Here is a 19,497-nt window from a genome sequence, read left to right as displayed (position 1 = left end):
GGTCAGGTCCTGATCGGTCCGGTTGGAACGAGGGTTGGAACAGGGTGGGCCGCGCGCCCGCGGCGCGCGCGCTGGACGAGGGCGAGGGGGTTCGCCAGGAGGGCCAGGAGCGTCAGCCCCAGGGACGCCGCCAGGAGGGCGGGGCGCGGGTCGAGCCGGCCGGGCAGCGGGCGCGGTGTCGCCGCGGCGCGCAGGGGGGCGGCCAGGCCGCCCGGGCCGTCGAGATGGGCGTAGCCGAGGCCGGTCTCGGCGGCGAGGCGCTTCAGATAGGGTTCGCGGACCGCGGAGAGGTGCTCGCTGCCATGGGCCGCCTGTGCGCCGAAGGGGGCGTTGCGCGGGTTGTAGCCCTCGCGCGATTCCGCGTCGGCCGGGGGCGGCCCGGAGCGGTTCTCCTGCTGGACGTCGCTCTCGCCCAGGAAGCCCGCCGGCCGGCCGCGATCGTCGAAGCGCGGGATCGGCGACAGGCCGTAGCCGCCCGCGCCGACGATCAGCCCGCGCACCGCGCCGGGCTTGCCGTCGAAGGTCGGGCCGCCGGAGGCCGGCAGGGGCGGCGTCTCCTGGCCGTCGGTGAGGAACAGGAGGTCGGCGTCGATCTCCCCCGCCATGGCGAGCGACCGGAACAGGCCGGCCGCGATGCGGCTGTCCCCCTCCCAGGCCATGCGCGGATCGAGGGCCGCGATGGCGCCGTCCAGCGGCGCGAAATCGGCGCAGACCTCGACCGGCGTGAACAGCAGGAACGGCCGCCGGTCGGTGAACAGGCCGAGCGCCACCCGCGAGCCGCAGGGGAGGTCGGGCAGCATCGCCCGCAGCGCCGCCTTGACGGTCTCGAGCCGGCTCACGGATCCCGCGGCGGCGGGATAGTCGCGCACCGCCATGCTGCCGGTGATGTCGACCACCGCCAGCACCGACACGCCGGTGCGGGTGAACGGGATCGGCGGGGCGACGAGGGCCGCCAGCGCCAGCACCAGGGCGGCCGCCAGGACGCGGAACCGCCCGTCGCGCAGGTTGCGGGCGACGAAGGGGGGCAGGACGGAGGGCCGAACGGGGGGCAGGACGCGCCGCGGTCTCACGGGCCGCCCCGCGGCTGGCCGGGGATGTCGGTCCAGATCTTCTTCGGTTCGGCGCGCAGCTCGTCCCCAGTCTTGCGGTCGAATTCCGGGTAGTCGCGCACGAGGCGCGAGGCGACGTCGAGATTGTACTTGGCGTCCCAGAATTCGGGCCGGGCCTGGAGGGCGCGGCGGTAATCCTGCCGCGCCAGCGTCACCTGGGGCGCGGCCTTGTCGAGATCGCCGCGGCCGATCAGCACGAAGGCCTGCCGCATCCGCGCGTTGCCGATCACGTACCGCGCCCGGGCCGCCTCCCGCACCGCGCCGGCGCGGTCGAGGGCGTCGAGGAAGGGCTCGGTCTCGCCGAGACGGTCCCGGGCGGCGAGGAAGCCGATCCGCGCCACCAGGAGGGCCGGCCGCGCATCCGGGTCGACCGGCCGGTCGCGGCCCGCCTCCAGGGCGGCGATCCGGTCGTCGTCGCGCGCGGCGCTCCAGCCCGAGACGGCGAACCACAGGGCGGCGGCCGCGAGGACCAGCGGCAGGGCGACCAGCAGGGCCGGCCGGACCCGGCGCCAGGCCGCGGCCACGCCGAGGCGGGGAAGGGCGGCGCGGCGGCGCGGGGCCGGGCCGTCGAGGAGGGCGCCGGAGCTCATGCCGCCCTCCGCGGCGCCGCGCCCGCGGCTTCCGTCGCCGTCTCCGCCGGCGCATCCGCGAGGTCCGCCTCCACGAGCTTGGCGAGGACGAGCACGGCGAGGCCCAGCGCGGCGAGCGCGGCGGCGAGCCCGGTCAGGTCCCGGCGCGGGCGCTCCTCGACATAGGGGATCGGGTCCCGCTCCAGGGCCTCGATCTGCCGGATCGCGGCTTCCACCGCCGCGGCGCCCTCGGCCTCGAAGGCGCGGTAGGGCACGCCGAGGCTCTTGAAGAACAGGTCGAGGTGCCGCTCCGGCGCGGCCTGGGGCGTGTCCTCGCCGGCCGGCCGGTCGGCGATGCCGGGCGAGCCCTTGGTGCGCAGGAACAGCCAGTACAGGTTCGGCCGGATCCGCGCGACGGCGGCGCGCAGCTGGTCCTGGATGCGCGGGTCGATCACCGCGGCGCCGTCGGACACGAGCAGGAGCACCCGCGAGGCGCCGACATCGACCCCGAACTGCGACAGGGCCATGCCGAGGCCGCGGCCGATATTGGTGTAGTCGAGGCCGGGCCGGTCGATGGCGGCGATCGCCGCCCGCACGGCGTCGTGGCGGTCGGTCATCGGCATGACCAGCATCGGCGCGGTGGAGAAGGCCGTCACGGCGAACAGGTCGTGCCCCCGCGCGCCGACGAAATCCGCCAGGAGGCGCCGGGAGGCGGCGGCCTTCGATTCCTCGGCGCCGGAGGGCTGCCGGCCCGCGAAGGTCTCGTTCATGCTGCCCGAGCGGTCGATCAGCAGCGACACCTGCGCGCCGATGCCGAGGCGCTCGATCCGCGCCCCCGTCCGGTAGGGGCCCGCCAGGGCCACGATCAGGCCGGCGATGGCCAGGATGCCGGCGAGCGTCAGCGCCCGGCCGAGCCAGGCCGAGAGGGGATCGGCCGGGGCGGCGGCGACCGCCGGCACGGAGGTCCGGCGCAGGGCCGAGCGGGCCAGCGGCAGCAGCGCCAGCGGCAGCAACCACAGGATCCAGGGTTCGGTCGCGCCGAGGCGGGCGAGGAGATCGGTCACGGCGTCACGCGCTCCGCTCCGCCGCCGCGAGGCGGGTCAGGAGCATCTCGGCCTCGGCGAGGGGCCAGGCCGCGCGCGCGGCGGGCAGGCGGCCGCCGAAGAAGGCGAGGCGCGAGGCCTCGAAGAAGCGCGCGAGCCCCTCCGCCTGCCCCCGAAACGCCCCGTGGCGCGCGAGGACGTCCCCGAGATCGTCGGCCAGCACCCGCCGGCCGGCGGTCTGGTCGAGCCCCCGATGCAGGGCCAGCAGCGCCGCCCGGTAGGCCTGATCGGGCTCGGCCCCCGCCCGCTGCCGCCGGAGCACCCGCAGGGCCGTCGCGAAGGGACGGCCGCGCCGTGTCCGGAACGGCCCCCAGGCGCGGTCATGCGCCAGCGCCAGGGCGGCGAGGCCGGCCAGGGTCCCGAGGCCCGCCGCCGCCGCGACATCCGGCCCGGGATCGATCCGGCCGCCGCGACCGTCCGGGCGCAGGTACTCGGCCGGATCCTCGCGCCGCTGCGGCTGCACCTCGCGCAGGGGGGAGACGCCGAGGCTCCAGCCCGGCACCTGGACGGCGGCGGTGGTCAGGCCGGTCGCCGCCTCGCTCGCCAGCGTCAGGGGGAAGCCCGGCACCTCCAGGGTGCGGGCGTCGAGGGCGGCATAGAAGCTCTGGTAGGTGAGGCGCAGGCGCACCCGCCGGGCGCCGGCCACCGTAACGTCGTCGACCGCGACGGCGCGCAGGTCGAGCCAGTAGGTCACCGGACCGGGCTGGGGCAGGGTCGCGCGCTGCAGCCGGAAATCGGGATCGGCCAGGATCTCCACCTGCGCCTCGACGAGGTCGCCCAGGAAGATTCCGAAGGGCCGCGGGCTGCGCACCTCGACGGAGCGCACCTGCGCGGCCGCCGTGCCGGCCGTCAGGGCGAGGGGCGCGGCGAGGAGGCCGGCCAGCAGGAGGGCGGGAACGCGCGCGCCCATGCTCAGGTCGTCATCAGGTGGCGGGTGAGCGCCTGGGCGTCGAAGCGCCCGGCGAGCTGGAAGACCCGGCGGGCGAAGGGCGCGGCGGCGCGCTCCAGGGCGGCGATCCGGTCCCGCTCCCGGGCGATCCAGGCCCGGCGCAGGCTCGGGCGCAGCAGGACCACGCGGCGGCCGCCGCCCTCCAGATCGTCGAGCTCGACGAGGCCGAAGGCCGGCAGCGCCTCCGCCTCGGCGGGGTCGGCGAGCAGGATCGGCACCGTGTCGTGCGGCGCCAGCGCGGCGAAGACCTGGGCGATCAGGGCCTCGGGCCAGCGGAAGTCGGAGGCGAGGAAGACGAGCTTCGGCCGCCCGGCGAGCCGCCGCGCGGCCTCGAGCATGCCGGCGCAGCCGCGACCCGCGCGGGGCGCGCCCGCGACCCGCTCGGCGGCGGCGACGGCCGCGCCCCGGTGGCGGGTGGCGGGCAGGGTGAGGTCGTCGCGCAAGGTCTCGTCGCAGCCGATCAGGCCGAACCCGTCGCTGATCCGGGTCGCCGAGACGGCCAGCGCCCGGCAGAGATCGCCCGTGAGCCGCGTCCGGTCCGCCGTGCCGCGGAAGCCCATGGAGGCCGAGAGATCGACCAGAACCCAGGTCTCGACCGCGGTCCGCGCCTCGAAGCGGCGGACATGCACCCCCTCGAACGGGTCGCGCAGCGTCGCGCGCAGGTCGATGCGGCGGGCATCCGGCAGTTGCAGGAACGGCACCTGATCGCGGAACGGGCCGGAGCCGCCGGCGTCGCGTCCCCGGTGGAGGCCGGCCCGGCTGCCGCGCGGCCGCCAGCGCGGCAGGTAGACGATGTCGGCCGTGCGCGGGTCGCTCACGGCGCCGGCACCGTCTCGAACGCGGCCCGGCACAGGGCGGGCACGATGGCGCCGCGCTGCAGCTCGTGGACGGGTTCGAGGAAGACGCGGTGGGCCATCACCTCGGTGAAGACCGCCCGCACATCCTCCGGCACCAGCCAGTCGCGCCCCTCCAGCCACGCCCGCACCCGGGCGGCGCGCACCAGGAAGGCGACGCCGCGCGGCGAGGCGCCCCCCTGGACGAGGGTGGCGGTGTCGAGGCCCGGGAGCCGGATCCCGGCCTCCGCGGGGCGAACCAGGGCGTCCCAGAGGGCCACCACGTAGGCCTCGATCGACGGCTCCGCCCGGACGGCGTGCTGGATCGCGGCGGCGATGCCGCCGATCCGGGCGTGGTCGAGCACGCCCTCCGCGACCGCGCCGACGAGGGCGTCGGTGTCGTGGAAGCGCGGGTCGAAGACCAGGGTCCGGCGCACCGCCGCGTCCCGGGGCGCCTCCAGGCCGATCTCCATCAGGAAGCGGTCGCGGGCGGCGGCCGGGAGCTCGAAGGTCTCCTCGCGCTCGACGCGGTTGCGGTCGGCGAAGACCTGCAGGTTCGGGAACGTGTAGGTGCGGCCGAAGGCCTGGACGCTGCGCTCGGCCATCAACCGGAGCAGCAGGGCGTGGACCTGCGGCCGCGCCCGGTTGATCTCGTTGAAGAAGAACACCGAGAGATCTTCGGCCCGGGCCAGGACCGGGCCGGGATCGACCCGCGGCCGGCCGTCGGGGCCGAGATAGGTGTGGTAGATCAGGTCGGTCGGCATCATGTCGACCGTGCCCTCGACGCGCTCGTAGGCGCCGCCCAGCGCCCGGGCCACCGCCCGCAGCAGGGTGGTCTTGCCGACGCCGACATCGCCCTCGAGCATCACGTGGCCGCGGGCGAAGATCGCGATCGTCACGAGGCGGATCGCCCGCTCCTGTCCGACCACCGCCTTGGCGACCTCCGCCTCGAAGCGGGCCGCTGCGGCCCGCCAGTCGGTGAGCATCGTGTCTCCGGGACGGAGGGTGTTCATGAGGCGGTGCCTGCGGTGTCGGGCGGGGCGCCGGTACGGTGGCGCCGGGTGTCGATGCGGCGTGTCGGTGTGGCGCGCGGTACCGAGCGTCGCTGCGGGCCGGCGCCGCGGCGCGGGCCGGCCCCAGGACGCCCGATCGGCCGGCCGGATCGGTCGGCCGCGATCCGTTCGACGCGATCAGTTCGACGAGATCTTGGCGACGTCGTACTCGAACTTGCCGGTCTTCTTGGCGTTCTCGATCCGCTTCTTGTTGCGCTCCTCCATCTGCTTGATGGATTCGGCCTGCTTGCTGACCTCCTTCGGGTCGTGCTTGGGATCGTACTTGGTCCCGGCGACCTTCTCGGGGAAGCCGGGCTTCGGCTGCCAGCAATTGCCCGGCGCCTTGCAGGTCTGCCCGTCATAGGCCAGCGCCGGCACCGCGAAGGCCGCCCCCGCGATCAGCATCGCCGTCGTGATCACTGTGCGCATCGTTGATTCCTCCGTCTCTTCCTTGGCCGGCCGGTCGGGCCGTCGGTTCGCCCCGTCTCCTGCGGGGCGCGACTTGCCGAGAACGGCTAGTCCAGCGGCTTGCACTGGCCGGGCACGTCCTTGGCAAAGGTCTCGCCCTCCTTGAAGGGCTTGTAAGTCTTCTTCTGCGCGTCGGTGAGCCACTCGGCATCCTTCACCGGACCCGTGTAGAGATGGCGGATCCAGGCGATGACCTGCAGCATCTCGTCGGGATTGAGATCCTCGTTGTGCGGTCCCATCATGCCGTTGGCGCCGCCCCAGAGGGTCGAGAACAGGCCGACATCGGTCGTGTTCGCCGGGTAGGTCCAGTAATCGTCGTTGAGGCCGGGCCCGACCTTGCCCTCGCCGAGATGGCCGTGGCAGCCGGAGCACGAGGTCAGGAACAGGCTCTCGCCGTTGCGCAGGCAGGACTTGTCGTCGATGTAGAGATTCTTGCCGGTCTGGAAGAAGGTCTTGACCGCCTGCGTGTCCCGCCCGCCCGGCTTGCCCTCGGCCGTGTCCATCGCCTCGCCGGTGATGGTGTTGCGGAACACGATCCCGGTCTGCGGGCCGGACTGGGGCTGCGCGCGGGCCGCAACGGGCATGGCCACGGCGAGGGTGAGAAGGGCGACGCGTGCCGAACGAACGATGAGCATCTGTTGAGCGGATCCTGATGTCTTGGTCGGTGGCCCGGGCGCGCCGGGCCGGTCTCGGGGGAGTCGGGGCGGGCGGGGCTCAGTTCGAGGCGACGACCGGCACCCCGTCCTGCTTGAGGATCGCCGCGATGGCGGGCCGCGCCTTCTCGATCCCGGCGTCGAGGGCCTTGCGCAGGGCCTCGTCGTCCTTGCGCACGCCCATCGACTGGTCGAAGACCTGCGGGACCTTGCGGCCGTCGCTGCCGACCGTGTCGGCCGGGACCAGCGTCATGCGCAGGGGCGTCGGGGAATCCTTGACGTAGCGGGCGACGTCGGGACCGAAGGCGACGCCGACATCGGCCTTGTCGTTGGCCACCTCGCTGACGATGCGGGCCGGGTCGATCTGGGTGTACTGGTTGCGCGGCGAGCGGAAGTTCACCAGCGAGTAGAGGTAGGCCATGTCCTCCTCGTAGCGGCCGATATCCTTGAGCATCGCCTCGCCGGGGGAGCCGAACGGCACCACCATGTGGTCGAGGGTCTTGAGCCGCGGGTCGGACCAGGACTTCACGTCGAGATCCTTGTCGGCGCGCGTGATGAAGACGTAGCCGCTCCGGTAGTACGGCTTCGTGGTCAGCACCCGCGGGTCGTCGCTGTCGAGGCCGACGACCACGTCGCAGGTCCGCTTCTCCAGGCCGTCGCGGACGAGGTAGATCGCGGGCTTCGGCAGCCAGACGAAGACGGGCTTCTTCCCCATCGCCTCCGCGACCGCCACGGCGACGCGGTTCTCGAGCCCCGATCCGTCCCGCATCGAGAGCGGCGGCTGCTTCTCGGAGGCGCAGATGCGCAGGGTCGCGGGGTCGGCCGGCGGGGCGGCCGGAGCCTTGCCGGGATCCTGCTGGATGGCCTGGGCCTCGGAGTCCTGGGCCGCAACCGGCCCGGCGGCCAGGGTGGCGAGCGTCAGGACGGCGGCGAAACGGGCCGCCAGGATGCGGGCGCGCGGGCGCGGCATGGACGTTGATCCCTGTTGTCGAAGCGTTTCTTGATGGCGGTCCGGAGGGGCGCGGCCGGGCTGCGGGGCGCCGTGGCGCCCCGCGCGTCCCGGGACCCGGCCCGGAGTCCCGCCGGCCGCTTGGCCGGCGGGATGAAGGCGGGCCCTACTTGAATGGCCCTACTTGGCGGGCCCTACTTGGCGGCGTGCTGCTCGTACTCGCCGACATTCGGGTCGTCGTAGGGGCCCTTGCCGTCCAGCGAGAACACCATCACGCCGCCGCCCATCTGGGTGTAGTTGGCGAGCTTCTTGAAGGCGCCCACCGCGCCGAGGCCGGCGGTCGGGTCGGCGAGGTCGAACACCAGGCCCACGCCCGGCCAGCCGCCGACGCCGTAGTAGATGGCGACGTATTGCGTGCCCTTGTGGGTGTAGGTGATCGGGTAGCCGATGGCGCCCGACGGCAGCTTGAACTTCCAGAGGAGGTCGCCGTTGTCGGAGTCGCGCGCCTTGATGAAGCCGTCCAGCGTCCCGTAGAGGACCAGGTCGCCGGCGGTGGCGGTGGTGCCGCCCCAGACCGCGAAGCGCTCCATCTTCTCCCAGTTGAACTTGCCGGTGATGGCGTTGTAGCTCTTGATCTGGCCGAGGCCCTCGTAGTTCTGCCGGTCACCCTTCGGGCCCGGATACATGTTCAGCGTCGCACCGACGAAGAACTGACCCGCCCGGTAGGGCAGCATGAAGGGCTCCCAATCCATGCAGATGTGGTTGATGCCCATGTAGAAGGCTTGGCGCTTCGGATCGTAGGAATCGTGCCCCTGGTTGTGGTAGCCCATCGCCGAGGGACAGATGTCCTTGGCGAGGTGGTCCATCCGGGTGCCGTATTCCGGATCGCGCACCGGCGTGCCGGTCTTCAGATCCACCGACTTGAACACGTTGACGGTGTCGTCGATCTTGTTGGCCGAGACCAGCGTCCCGTCCGTCCGGTCGAGGGTGTAGACGATGCCGTTGCGGTCCGGGTGGGTGAGGAGCTTCCTCATCTTCCCGTCCTTGTCCTTCTGGTCGGACAGCATCATCACGTTGACGCCGGCATAGTCCCACTCGTCGTGCGGGGTCTTCTGGTAGCCGAACTTCGCCTCGCCGGTGTCGGCGTCGCGGCCGAAGATCGTCATCGTCCACTTGTTGTCGCCGGGACGCATGGTCTCGTTCCACGGCGCCGGGTTGCCGGTGCCGAAGTAGATCAGGTTCGTGCCCGGGTCATAGGCGTACCAGCCCCAGTTGGTGCCGCCGCCGATCTTCCAGGCGTCGCCCTCCCAGGTCGAGGTGCCGAGGCCCTTCTGGCCGTAATGAGCGTTGTGGATGTTGAAGTCCTTGGCGAGCAGCAGGTCCTCGTCCGGGCCGGTCGCGTAGGCGCGCCAGACCTGCGCGCCGGTCTTGACGTCGTAGGCGGTGAGGTAGCCGCGGACGCCGAGCTCGGCACCCGAGGAGCCGATGATCACCTTGTCCTTGACCACGTAGGGGGCGATGGTGAGCGTCGAGCCGACCTTGATGTCGGAATTCTCGACCTTCCACACCGTCTCGCCGGTCTGGGCGTTCAGCGCCGCCACGTTGCCGTCGAGCTGGGTCTTGAGGATCAGCGCCGGGGTCTTGCCGTCGCCCGGCCAGTAGGCGAGGCCGCGGTTGACGAGATCGCAGCAGGCGACCGAACGGGCGGCCGGGTTCTGCTTGGGCTTGTCCTGCCACAGGATCTTGCCCGGGTCGTCGAGGCCGAGGGCGAAGGTGTTGTTCGGGAACGAGGTGTGGATGTACATGACGCCGTCGACGACGAGCGGCGCGCCCTCGTGGCCGTTGAGCAGGCCGGTGGAGAACGTCCAGGCCGGCTTGAGCTGCTTGACGTTGCTCTTGTTGATCTGGGTCAGATCGCTGTAATTGTTCGAGTCGTAGTTCTTACCGGGCATCACCCAGTTCTCGTCGCTCTTCGATTTCTCGACGAGCTTGTCGTTGGCCTGCGCCACGCCCGCCATGGCGACCGGCGCGAGCGCCATGATCGCCAATGCCGAGACGGAATTCCGGAGCCTGATCATCCTGCGTCTCCTCGCCGGACTGCCACGCCGTTTGGCCTCGCAGTCATCGTGGTGTTCATCCGATGGCGACACGTCTTCCGACGACAAATCCGCTTTCAGCATCGCGATATCCCGGCTATTTCCAGTATTCGCTAGGCTTATGAAAGACTTATTATCGTTGTGCGCCACTCGATTATTCGCACGGCTTGTAATGCGTGTCTTTGCAAAACGAAACATTTCTTTTCGGGACAATCTGGCAATACGCCACCGGAGATTTGGTAAGATCAGCGAGGTCTTGACCGATCGCCGACATCCATCCCAGACAAGCGGAAACGATATGCGGGCGTGCGGGCACGGTGCCGTCCGCCGACCCGCTCCGGGAGGACGCGATGGGTCTTGTCACGGGCGGCGCAGGCCGCTTTCTGGCGCTGGCGACCTGTGTCGCGATTCCGGCCACGGCGGCCGGGACCGGCGGCGGACAACGCCTCGCCGCCCTCTACGCACAGGACGGGCGGCGCGAACTGACGGGGGCGGATCTGGAGCGCTTTACCGGCGCGGGCGTCCTGTGGTGCCGCCGCCCGGACGGGATCCCCCAGAAGGCCGCCGCCGCCTGGCTGATCGGGACCCGCTCCCTCGTGCTGATGAACGCGCACAATTTCCGCAATCGCCAACTGGAGGTCACCCGCGCCGTTGCCGATTGCTACTTCCAGATCGCCGGCCGCAATTACGGCTTCGCGCCGGACTTTCTGGAACTCGGCATCGAGCCGGAGGCGCGGCGCCTGCACATCACCGACGACTGGGCGCTCCTGCGCCTCGCCGAGCCGGCCGAGGCACGGCCGCAGCCGATCCCGGACGCCCCGCACCTTCCGACCGGCGACCTGACGCTCCCGGTGACGATGGTCTCCCCCGCCGGCCACGAGAACTACCGCGGTCAGAGCAGCCGGGAATCCTGTGCCATCCGGCGGATCGATCCGCCCAGCGAGGGCGACATCCGCCGCGCCCGCCACGACTGCAACGACGGCTACGGAGGGTCGGGCTCGGGCCTGTTCGACGAGGCCGGGCATCTCGTCGCGATGCAGAGCGCGTCGCTCTCGATGAACCAGCGCCACGCCTTCGACATCGAGTTCCACTACGGCTCGGCCCTGCTGATCGAGGGCCGGCTCCGCGAGGCCCTCCGGGCGCAGGCCCGCTAGGGCCGTCGGTCTGACCCGCCCGCCCGGCATCCGCTTCGGCGGCGCGTGCCGGATCCCCCGTCCGGCCGCACGGCTTCCCGGAGGCATTCCGGTAAGCCTCCGGTAAGCACCGCGGCGATTTCCGCACCGCCCGGGCGCGAATGCCTCGACGGCGGCGCCGAGGAGCGCCAAAACTTAACGTTGAGCCTCGAATCTGGTCCCGCGAGGGTGCCGGGATGCCAGCGGTCGGAACGTTCAGGGTCTGCGAGCCGGGAAGGCTGCCGCTCACGGAGGCCGTGGGGGAGGCTGTGGCGGAGGCGATCGCCCTGCCATCGGTGCTCGTCACGATGCTGGGCAGCCTGATCGAGGCTTGGCCCCGGCAGATCTACACACAACCCCTGGTGACAACGCGCTTCCTCGGCCAGCGCACCACCTATGTCTGCGACCCCGGACACATCCGCAGCCTGCTGGTCGATCAGGCCGAGGCGCTGGAGCGGGAGCCGTTCATGCTGCGGGCCCTCGCGCCCGCCCTCGGCTCGGGCGTCCTCACCGCGGACGGTTCCCACTGGCGGGGGCAGCGCAGGACCGCCAGCCCGATGTTCCGCCCGGACCGGGTCCGGAGCTTCGTGCCGGCCATGGCCCGGGCCGCCGCGGCGACGCGGACGCGCTGGCACGGCGCCGATCCGGCCGGGGCGGAGCGGGACGTCCTGCACGAGATGATGCGCACCACCTTCGAGGTGATCGTCGCCACGATGGTGTCGGGCGATCCCCATCTGGAGGTCGAGCCGTTCGGGCGCGCGATGGACGCCTATCTCGGCCAGACCAGCTGGAAGATCGCCCTCGCGATGCTGCGCGCCCCGGCCTGGGTCCCGCATCCCGGGGCCCGGGGGGCGCGGCCGCGGTGCGCCACCTGCGCGGCGAGGTCGCCCGGACGATCGCGCGCCGCCGGGCGCGCGGCGAGCCCGGCACCGACCTCCTCGGCCTCCTGCTGGAGGCGCGGGATCCGGAGACCGGACAGCCGCTCCCCGAGGCGCGCGTCGTCGACAACCTGCTGACCTTCGTGGCCGCGGGCCACGAGACCACCGCCCTGGCGCTGGCCTGGACCCTCCGGGTCCTGGCGGAACACCCGGAGGTGGAGGCGCGCGTCGTCGCCGAGATGGCGCAGCTCGGCGACGACCCCGCCGCCGATCCCGAGGCCGCGGACCGGTTGCCCTACACCCGCCAAGTGCTCCTCGAGGTGATGCGCCTCTATCCGCCGGCGCCGCTGATCGTGCGGCGGACCCGGGCGCCGGTCCGGCTCGGGGACAGGGTCGTGCCGGCCGGGCAATCGGTCCATGTGCCGGTCTACGCCCTGCACCGGCATGCCCTGCTCTGGGACAGGCCGGAGGTGTTCGATCCGGATCGCTTCGCCCCCGAGCGGGCCGCCGCGCGCGACCGCTACGCCTACCTGCCGTTCGGAGCCGGCCCGCGGGTGTGCATCGGCATGAGCCTCGCCCTGACCGAGTGCCTCGTCATCCTGGCGACGCTGCTGCCCGCCTTCCGCTTCAGACCGGTCACCCGGGCGATGCCCGCGACGCAGTTCCGCGTGACGCTGCGGCCCAAGGGCGGCCTGACGATGAGGGTCGAGCCCCGCCATGTCGCGTGAGACGTCCGCCGCGGCCGCCGGCCCGGCCGGCGGGCCCGATCCGGCCCGGCGGTCGCGGCGCCGGACGGGATCGCTGCTCGGCCGCCTCCGCGGCCCCGACACGGTCGACGCGCTGCCGAACCGCTACCGGCTGCAGGTGCGCACCGGGCTCCTCGACGAGACGCTGAAGCTCGCAACCTACTCGGCGGTGACGCACCTGATCATCGCGCTGGCCGTCACGTACTTTTTCTGGGGCTCGGCCTCGCACACCTATCTTCTCGGCCTGCTCGCCGTGGTCGCGGCGCTGATCACGGCAACGACCTACACGACCTGGCTCTACTGGCGCGCCTATGCCGGCACCGCGTCCGAACGCAGCGTCCGGTGGGGCTGCCGGATCTCCGCAGGGCTGGCCTTCGCCCTGGGCCTCGCCTGGGCGACCATGCCGGTCGTGCTGTTCACCCCCTGCAGCAGCGAGGAGCGGCTGCTCGTCGTCGCCATCGTGGCGGGCCTGATCTCGGACGCCTACGTGGTCGGGCCGCTCCTGTCGGTCTCGTACCTGTTCGCGGTCCCGGTCATCGTCGGCAGCTTCGTCGGGCTCGCCCGGTCCGGGGAGCCGATCGCGCTCAGCATCGGTTTCCTGCTCACCGTCTACGCGGTGTTCGTGGTGACGAGCGTGCGCCGCATGAGCCGCCTGTCCTGCCAGCGCATCCTGGACCGGGTGCGCGTCGAGGATCAAAGCGAGACGATCGGTCTGCTGCTCAACGCCTTCGAGGCGAATGCCAGCGACTGGCTCTGGGAGACGGACGAGACCGGGCAGTTCCAGCACGTCTCCACCCGGATGGCGGATGTCCTGGCCCGCCCGGTGGAGACGCTCCAGCACGCCCGGTTCCAGGCCCTGCTCGCCGGGCGGAGGGAGGCGCCGATCGAGGCCGATCAGAGCGCCGACCTGCTGGAGCGCCTCCGCGGGGGCACCCCCTTCCACCAGCTCCTGATCGCCGTCGACACGCCGGCCGGCCGGCGCTGGCTCCGGCTCAGCGGCAAGCCTTTCCTCGACCAGGGAGGGCGCTTCGCAGGCTTCCGGGGCGTCGGCTCGGACATGACGGAGGCCCGCCGGACGGAAGCGCACATCGCCTTCCTGGCGACGCGGGACCCGATGACGGGCCTGTCGAACCGGGTCATGTTCCACGCGGTCGCGTCGGAGGCCTGCGCGGCAGCGGTCGCGCAGGGGCCGGCCCCGGTGGTCAGCCTGCTCTACCTCGACCTCGACGGCTTCAAGACCGTCAACGACAGCATCGGCCACGCCGCCGGCGATGCCCTGCTGGGGCAGGTCGGCGATCGCCTGCGCGCCCTGCTCCCGGCCGACGCGCAGGCGTTCCGCCTCGGGGGCGACGAGTTCGCGATCCTGCAGCGCGGCCGGGATGCCGCGGCGGCGCAGGCCCTAGCCGAAGCCATCATCGGGGCCCTGCGCGAGCCCTACCTCATCGACGGCGTCCGGGCGGAGATCGGCGTCAGTATCGGGATCGCCTGCGCGCCCGCGGACGCGACCGATCCCGAGGATCTGCTCCGGAAGGCGGATCTCGCGCTCTACAGCGCCAAGGAGGCCGGCAAGGGGCGCTGGCGGGACTTCGACAGCGGCCTGGAAGTGCGCGTGCAGCGCCGGCGCGAACTCGACGAGGCGATGCGCCAAGCCCTCGCCGACGGCGAGATGACCTTGCACTACCAGCCGCTCGTGAGCCTGCAGGACGGCCACGTGGTGGGCTGCGAGGCGCTGCTGCGCTGGACCCGGCCGGGCCTCGGTCCCGTTTCGCCCGCCGAGCTGATCCCGATCGCCGAGGGGACGGGCTTCGTGGTCACGATCGGGCGCTGGGCCCTGCGGCGGGCCTGCACGGAGGCGCTGACCTGGCCGGCAAGCCTGCGCGTCGCCGTCAACATCTCGTCGGTCCATTTCCGCCGGCCCGACTTCTTCGCCGACGTCGCGGCGGTCCTGGCCGAGACCGGCCTGGCGGCGAACCGCCTCGAGATCGAGATCACCGAGTCGATCTTCCTGGCCAACACGCCGCACGTGCTGGACAATCTCCGCTCTCTGCGGGCGCTCGGGGTGCGGATCGCCCTCGACGATTTCGGGACGGGGTATTCCTCCTTGAGCTACCTGACGCAGTTCCCGGTCGACAAGATCAAGATCGACCGCGCCTTCGTCCGCGACCTGAGCAGCCGCCCCGAATGCCTGACGGTGATCGCGGCCATCATGGTCATCGCCCGCGACCTGGGCATCGACGTCACGGTCGAGGGCGTCGAGACCGAGCAGCAGGCCGAACTGCTCCGGCTGCGGCGCTGCGACAGCGCGCAGGGCTTCCTCTACAGCCCGGCCCGGCCGCCCGGGGAGATCCCCGGCCTGATCGAGCGCATACGGATCGCGTGCACGCCGCGCGCGGCCGCTCCGGCGGAGCAGACCGTCCGCGCGGTCGCCTGAAGGAGCGCCGGAATCGGCCCGGCCGCGTCGCGGGCGGGGACGGATCCGTGTTGCCACGCGCCCGGGAACGGCTCTAGCGGGGGGCGACCACGCGGAACCGGGGAACAGGCGCGCCATGCCCAAGGTCGTCATCAGCGAATTCATGGACCCTGCGGCGATCGCCGCCGACCTGTCGGGCTTCGACACCCTGTACGATCCCGGACTCGTCGACCGGCCCGAGGCACTCGCCGCCGCCGTGGCGGAGGCCGACGCCCTGATCGTGCGCAACCGGACGCAGGTCCGCGGCGCGCTGCTCGCGGGTGCCCGACGCCTCCGGATCGTCGGGCGTCTCGGGGTGGGCCTCGACAACATCGACGTTCCGGCCTGCCGGGCGCGGGGGATCACGGTCCGGCCGGCGACGGGCGCCAATGACGGCGCGGTCGCCGAGTACGTCGTCGCCACCGCGCTGCTGCTGCTGCGCGGGGCCTATGGGGCGAGCGAGGCGGTCGCGGCGGGGACGTGGCCGCGCAACGCCCTGATGGGGCGCGAGATCGCCGGCAAACGCCTCGGGCTCGTGGGCTTCGGATCGATCGCCCGGGAGACCGCCCGCCGCGCCGCTGCCCTCGGCATGGCGATCGCGGCCCATGACCCGTTCCTGGCCGCCGAGGATCCGGCCTGGACGCCCCCATACGGTCCGGTGCGGCGCCGGGATCTGGAGGCGCTGATCGCGGAGAGCGACGTGCTCTCCCTGCACGTCCCGCTCACCGCGGAGACCCGCGGCCTGATCGACGCGACCGCCCTCGCCCGGATGCCCGCGGGCGCCGTGCTGATCAACGCCGCCCGGGGCGGCATGGTCGACGAGGCCGCGGTGGCGGCCGCCCTGCGGTGCGGGCATCTCGGCGGCGCGGCCCTCGACGTGTTCGACCGCGAGCCCCTCGACGCCGCGGCCGGCGCCCCGTTCGCGGGCGTGCCGAACCTGATCCTCACGCCCCACATCGCCGGGGTGACGCAGGAATCGAACGTCCGGGTCTCGGCCGTCATCGCCGCGGCGGTGCGCCGGCATCTCACGCAGGGCTGAACGCGGGGGGATCTGGGCCTTTCGCCCGGCGCAGGCTATCCCATGGATCCGGCGCCGCGCGACCGAGGCTGTCGGGGCAGACCGGGAGGGAGCAGGGGATGACCGATCCGGCACGACGGGCCTTCCTGAAGAGCGCTGCGCTCGGTGCCCTGGCGGCGGGAAGCGGCCTGCGGCCCGCCTGGGCCGGAGAGGACGCGCAGCTGCCCTTCGGCAACGGCGAGCGTCCGCTCGTTGCCTATCCGGGCAAGCGGCCGCTGCTGCAGACCACCGCCCGGCCGCCCCAGCTGGAGACGCCGTTCGCGGTCTTCGACGAGGGCGCGATCACGCCGAACGACGCCTTCTTCGTCCGCTACCACCTCGCCGACATCCCCCTGGAGATCGACCCGGAGGCGTTCCGGCTGACCGTGGGCGGCCATGTGGAGCGACCCGTCGCGCTGTCGCTGTCGGAGCTGAAGGCGCTGCCGGGCCGGACCGAGATCGTGGCGGTCAACCAGTGCTCGGGCAATTCCCGCGGCTTCTTCGAGCCCCGGATGGCCGGCGGCCAGCTCGGCAACGGCGCCATGGGCTGCGCGCGGTGGACGGGCGTGCCGTTGAGAAGCGTGCTGGACCGGGCCGGCGTGAAGGCCGGGGCCGTACAGGTCGCCTTCAACGGGCTCGACCGGCCTGTGCTGCCCGAGACGCCGGACTTCGCCAAGGCGCTCACCCTCGACCAGGCCGGCGACGGCGCGGTGCTGCTCGCCTGGGGCATGAACGGCGAGGACCTGCCCTGGCTCAACGGCTACCCGCTCCGCCTCGTGGTGCCGGGCTATTACGGCACCTACTGGGTCAAGCACCTCGATACCGTCACGGTGCTGGACAAGCCCTTCGAGGGCTTCTTCATGAAGACCGCCTACCGCATCCCCGACAATCCCTGCGCCTGCACCGAACCCGGCCAGGCGGCCGCCGCCACGGTGCCGATCGGGCGCCTCAACGTGCGGTCGTTCCTCACGAATCTGGCCGACGGCGCGCGCGTGACCGCCGGTCCGGTCTCCCTGCGGGGCATCGCCTTCGACGGCGGCTCCGGCATCCGGACGGTCGCGGTCTCCACCGACGACGGCGCCACCTGGACCGAGGCCGCGCTCGGCCGGGATCTCGGCCCCTACGCGTTCCGGCCCTGGTCGCTCACGGCCGCGCTCACGCCGGGCGCCCACGCGATCCGGGTCCGGGCCACCGCCAACGACGGCAGCAGCCAGCCGACGGCGTCCCGCTGGAACCCGTCCGGCTACATGCGCAACGGCGTCGAGACCACCCGGGTGCAGGCGGCGTGAACGCGAACGGGAGGACGAACGGGATGCGTATACTTCTGCTCGGCGCGATGATCGGGGGCCTGACGGCCGGCTCGGCCTGGGCCGCGCCACGGACCTACGCGGTTCCGGACCCGACCGCGCAGCTGCGGCCGCCGAAGGCGGACAGCCTGACCCCGGGCTACGAGGCGGCCCAGGCCAATTGCCAGACCTGCCACTCGGTGGACTACATCGCCACGCAGCCGCCCGGCCGCGGGAAGGCGTTCTGGGATGCGGAGGTGTCCAAGATGATCAAGGCCTACCACGCCCCCATCGAACAGGCCGATGCCGGCGCAATCGCCGCCTATCTGGCCGATACGTACTGAGAGGCCTGGAACGACGCCCCCGCCGGAAACCCGATCCGGGTTGTCAGCGCAGGGCGAGGGCCTGTGCGGCGTGCGTGGCGACGGCCTGAACGGCCGGAAGATCGTACGCGTAGACGCGACCTGCCAGGATCGCCAGGGCCAGCGTCCAGAACACCGCACCGCCGACGCGACGGGCCGTGCGGTCGCCGGCCGCGGTGGCCGGGCAGGCGCGGGCGACGCCGTCGGCGACGGGCTCGCCGAACGGATCGAAGGCCGGCGACTGGTTTTCGGAGGCGCTGCGCATGATGGCGAATGTCGCGCTCGGCCTGTCCCTTCGCAATGGACGCGTCTTTCGTATTTCTCTGTCCGGGGAGATGCTTGTTCTCTATCCGCCATCGGCGGCAGACAGGTTCTTCTCAGACCGCCGTTCCTGCCGCCGGAAGCGGCACATCTTCGTCTCCACAGGGCTCCGGCGCGGCCGGCCCCGGGCCGGCGGGGGTATGATAGGCCATGCGCTCCCGGCGTCCCCGCAGGGGCTCGCGGCTGACCTCGCGCCACGCCTCGACCGGGGCCCCGGCGGCGCGCCGCGCGGCCTCGGAGACCAGGATCGGGACACCGTGGAGCTTGGTCGCCTGTTCCAGGCGGGCGGCGACGTTGACCGCATCGCCCAGCACCGTGAACTCGTAGCGCGCCTCCTCGCCGATGATCCCGCAGAACACCTCGCCGTAATGGACGCCCACGCCGATGCGCACGGTCCCCGTGGGCCCGGCTCTGTCGGTCCAGCGGGCGATCACCGCGACGAGATCCTGGGCGAAGGCGAGGGCACGGGCGGCATCGTCAGACCTGGGCTCGGGCAGGCCGAACACCACCAGGGCACCGTCGCCGATGAACTTGTCGACCACCCCGCCCCGGAGGCGGGCGAGGCGCGTCACCCGCCGCCGGAAGGCGGACAGGAACTCGGAGAGCCGGTGCGGATCCAGGTTCTCGGCCAGAGTGGTCGAGCCGCGCATGTCGACGAACACGATGGCGGCCTGCTGGCGGCGGCCGGCCTTCAGGCTCCCGTCGCCGTCGGCGAGCCGCAGGACCAGCTCCTGCGGCAGGAACCGCGACAGCCGGTTGCGGCGGGTCGCCTCCCGCAGGGCCGAGACGGCGAACAGCACGAACAGGACGGCGAGGGCACCGACCATGATCCAGAGGGCGAGGGCGATCCGGGACACCGTCGCCTGCCGCCGCTCCATCCTGTCCGCCTCGTACGTCTCCATGCGGCGCACGCGGTCGCGGATCGCGTCCATCACCTGCTTGCCGCGTCCGTCGGCCACCGAGGTGTGGGCCGCGGCGCTGTCGCCGCCGCGCATCAGGGCGACGCTGGCACCGAGTTCGTCGAGCTTCTCGCGGATCAGGGCGGCCAGGGTGTCGAGTTCGGCCCTCTGGTCGGCGTCATCCTGGACGAGGTCGCGCAGCCAATCGAGCTGGCGGTCGACGTTCAGCCGGCCCTCGGTGAAGGGCAGCAGGAAGGCCTCGTCGCCGGTGAGCAGGTAGCCGCGCTGGCCGGTCTCGGCGTCCTGCACCGCCGACAGCACCCGGGCGAGGCGCCCGTCCACCGCCACGGTGTGGCGCACGGCGTCGATGCCGCGCTGCTGGTAGACGAAGGCGCCGAGCGCGATGGCGGTCATCACCAGGATCGTGGCGAAGCCCACCGTCATCCAGGTCACGGTGCGCGAGCGCAGGGATCGCTGCACCCGCGCCTCGACGCGGTCCCGGACGGAGGCGACGTCCGGCGCGGGCACGGTGGCGGGACCGGACAT

Annotated in this window: 17 protein-coding genes and 1 pseudogene; 6 read left to right on the top strand and 12 right to left on the bottom strand. The window is 72.6% G+C overall.

The window, feature by feature from the left end:
- Positions 1 to 2 precede the first annotated feature (2 nt).
- The 10 genes from PQI07_RS10840 to PQI07_RS10795 all read right to left on the bottom strand — a co-directional run bounded on the left by PQI07_RS10840 (position 3) and on the right by PQI07_RS10795 (position 9,763).
- Positions 3 to 1,070, bottom strand: a complete 1,068-nt coding sequence (locus PQI07_RS10840) for a vWA domain-containing protein (protein ID WP_274926602.1) — start codon at positions 1,068 to 1,070, stop codon at positions 3 to 5.
- Positions 1,067 to 1,699 (bottom strand): MxaK protein, encoded by a 633-nt coding sequence (locus PQI07_RS10835; protein WP_182592694.1) that lies wholly within the window; start codon positions 1,697 to 1,699, stop codon positions 1,067 to 1,069. Before PQI07_RS10835 ends, PQI07_RS10840 begins: the two co-directional genes overlap by 4 nt.
- A complete protein-coding gene (locus tag PQI07_RS10830) occupies positions 1,696 to 2,742 on the bottom strand; it encodes a vWA domain-containing protein (protein ID WP_179697413.1) in 1,047 nt (348 codons plus the stop codon). The genes PQI07_RS10835 and PQI07_RS10830 overlap by 4 nt, the downstream gene beginning before the upstream one ends.
- A gap of 4 nt (positions 2,743 to 2,746) precedes the next feature.
- A complete protein-coding gene (locus PQI07_RS10825) occupies positions 2,747 to 3,691 on the bottom strand; it encodes a nonribosomal peptide synthetase MxaA (protein ID WP_182592692.1) in 945 nt (314 codons plus the stop codon).
- Positions 3,692 to 3,693: 2 nt separating this feature from the next.
- Positions 3,694 to 4,548 carry a DUF58 domain-containing protein gene (locus PQI07_RS10820; protein WP_043761499.1) on the bottom strand — a complete coding sequence of 285 codons (855 nt, stop codon included), beginning with the start codon at positions 4,546 to 4,548 and terminating at the stop codon, positions 3,694 to 3,696.
- Positions 4,545 to 5,576 (bottom strand): AAA family ATPase, encoded by a 1,032-nt coding sequence (locus PQI07_RS10815; RefSeq protein ID WP_043386668.1) that lies wholly within the window; start codon positions 5,574 to 5,576, stop codon positions 4,545 to 4,547. The genes PQI07_RS10820 and PQI07_RS10815 overlap by 4 nt, the downstream gene beginning before the upstream one ends.
- Before the next feature lie 177 nt (positions 5,577 to 5,753).
- Positions 5,754 to 6,044: a methanol dehydrogenase [cytochrome c] subunit gene (locus PQI07_RS10810; protein WP_043386662.1), complete on the bottom strand. Its 291-nt coding sequence runs from the start codon at positions 6,042 to 6,044 to the stop codon at positions 5,754 to 5,756.
- A gap of 86 nt (positions 6,045 to 6,130) precedes the next feature.
- The gene (gene moxG / locus PQI07_RS10805; protein WP_043759515.1) at positions 6,131 to 6,718 is read right to left on the bottom strand and encodes a cytochrome c(L), periplasmic; all 588 of its coding nucleotides are present in this window, start codon (positions 6,716 to 6,718) and stop codon (positions 6,131 to 6,133) included.
- 79 nt (positions 6,719 to 6,797) lie between these two features.
- Positions 6,798 to 7,706, bottom strand: coding sequence for a methanol oxidation system protein MoxJ (moxJ, locus tag PQI07_RS10800; RefSeq protein ID WP_043386657.1), 909 nt, complete (start codon positions 7,704 to 7,706; stop codon positions 6,798 to 6,800).
- A gap of 173 nt (positions 7,707 to 7,879) precedes the next feature.
- Positions 7,880 to 9,763, bottom strand: a complete 1,884-nt coding sequence (locus PQI07_RS10795; protein ID WP_043386654.1) for a methanol/ethanol family PQQ-dependent dehydrogenase — start codon at positions 9,761 to 9,763, stop codon at positions 7,880 to 7,882.
- Positions 9,764 to 10,131: 368 nt separating this feature from the next.
- Between PQI07_RS10795 and PQI07_RS10790 the strand changes: the two genes are divergently transcribed.
- The 6 genes and pseudogenes from PQI07_RS10790 (at position 10,132) to sorB (ending at position 17,713) form a co-directional block, all read left to right on the top strand.
- Positions 10,132 to 10,935, top strand: a complete 804-nt coding sequence (locus PQI07_RS10790; RefSeq protein ID WP_274926601.1) for a trypsin-like serine peptidase — start codon at positions 10,132 to 10,134, stop codon at positions 10,933 to 10,935.
- A gap of 215 nt (positions 10,936 to 11,150) precedes the next feature.
- Positions 11,151 to 12,559, top strand: a pseudogene (locus PQI07_RS37715) (cytochrome P450).
- Entirely contained in the window at positions 12,549 to 15,008 is a 2,460-nt protein-coding gene (locus PQI07_RS10775) for a putative bifunctional diguanylate cyclase/phosphodiesterase (protein WP_274926599.1), read from the top strand. Before PQI07_RS37715 ends, PQI07_RS10775 begins: the two are co-directional and overlap by 11 nt.
- Before the next feature lie 115 nt (positions 15,009 to 15,123).
- Entirely contained in the window at positions 15,124 to 16,065 is a 942-nt protein-coding gene (locus tag PQI07_RS10770; protein ID WP_274926598.1) for an NAD(P)-dependent oxidoreductase, read from the top strand.
- A 98-nt stretch (positions 16,066 to 16,163) separates the two neighbouring features.
- Entirely contained in the window at positions 16,164 to 17,372 is a 1,209-nt protein-coding gene (gene sorA / locus PQI07_RS10765) for a SorA family sulfite dehydrogenase catalytic subunit (protein WP_043759524.1), read from the top strand.
- Between the two features lie 23 nt (positions 17,373 to 17,395).
- Positions 17,396 to 17,713: a SorB family sulfite dehydrogenase c-type cytochrome subunit gene (gene sorB, locus PQI07_RS10760; RefSeq protein ID WP_274926597.1), complete on the top strand. Its 318-nt coding sequence runs from the start codon at positions 17,396 to 17,398 to the stop codon at positions 17,711 to 17,713.
- Positions 17,714 to 17,756: 43 nt separating this feature from the next.
- Here sorB and PQI07_RS10755 read toward each other — a convergent pair whose 3' ends face one another.
- Complete coding sequence (locus tag PQI07_RS10755) at positions 17,757 to 17,996, bottom strand: hypothetical protein (RefSeq protein WP_043386634.1); 240 nt, start codon at positions 17,994 to 17,996, stop codon at positions 17,757 to 17,759.
- Between the two features lie 112 nt (positions 17,997 to 18,108).
- Complete coding sequence (locus tag PQI07_RS10750; RefSeq protein WP_274926596.1) at positions 18,109 to 19,497, bottom strand: adenylate/guanylate cyclase domain-containing protein; 1,389 nt, start codon at positions 19,495 to 19,497, stop codon at positions 18,109 to 18,111.

It is taken from the genome of Methylobacterium sp. 092160098-2 (assembly GCF_028920805.1).
Taxonomy (GTDB): Bacteria; Pseudomonadota; Alphaproteobacteria; order Rhizobiales; family Beijerinckiaceae; genus Methylobacterium; species Methylobacterium fujisawaense.
Note: the sequence above shows the minus strand (reverse complement) of the source record. Positions and strands in the feature narration are given on the sequence as shown.

Coding starts and splice junctions, on each gene's coding strand:
- PQI07_RS10790 (WP_274926601.1), top strand. CDS start 10,132: ATGGGTCTTGTCACGGGCGGCGCAGGCCGCTTTCTGGCGCTGGCGACC.
- PQI07_RS10810 (WP_043386662.1), bottom strand. CDS start 6,044: ATGCGCACAGTGATCACGACGGCGATGCTGATCGCGGGGGCGGCCTTC.
- PQI07_RS10795 (WP_043386654.1), bottom strand. CDS start 9,763: ATGATCAGGCTCCGGAATTCCGTCTCGGCATTGGCGATCATGGCGCTC.
- PQI07_RS10825 (WP_182592692.1), bottom strand. CDS start 3,691: ATGGGCGCGCGCGTTCCCGCCCTCCTGCTGGCCGGCCTCCTCGCCGCG.
- PQI07_RS10750 (WP_274926596.1), bottom strand. CDS start 19,497: ATGTCCGGTCCCGCCACCGTGCCCGCGCCGGACGTCGCCTCCGTCCGG.
- PQI07_RS10770 (WP_274926598.1), top strand. CDS start 15,124: ATGCCCAAGGTCGTCATCAGCGAATTCATGGACCCTGCGGCGATCGCC.
- sorA (WP_043759524.1), top strand. CDS start 16,164: ATGACCGATCCGGCACGACGGGCCTTCCTGAAGAGCGCTGCGCTCGGT.
- moxG (WP_043759515.1), bottom strand. CDS start 6,718: ATGCTCATCGTTCGTTCGGCACGCGTCGCCCTTCTCACCCTCGCCGTG.
- PQI07_RS10815 (WP_043386668.1), bottom strand. CDS start 5,576: ATGAACACCCTCCGTCCCGGAGACACGATGCTCACCGACTGGCGGGCC.
- PQI07_RS10775 (WP_274926599.1), top strand. CDS start 12,549: ATGTCGCGTGAGACGTCCGCCGCGGCCGCCGGCCCGGCCGGCGGGCCC.
- PQI07_RS10755 (WP_043386634.1), bottom strand. CDS start 17,996: ATGCGCAGCGCCTCCGAAAACCAGTCGCCGGCCTTCGATCCGTTCGGC.
- PQI07_RS10835 (WP_182592694.1), bottom strand. CDS start 1,699: ATGAGCTCCGGCGCCCTCCTCGACGGCCCGGCCCCGCGCCGCCGCGCC.
- moxJ (WP_043386657.1), bottom strand. CDS start 7,706: ATGCCGCGCCCGCGCGCCCGCATCCTGGCGGCCCGTTTCGCCGCCGTC.
- sorB (WP_274926597.1), top strand. CDS start 17,396: ATGCGTATACTTCTGCTCGGCGCGATGATCGGGGGCCTGACGGCCGGC.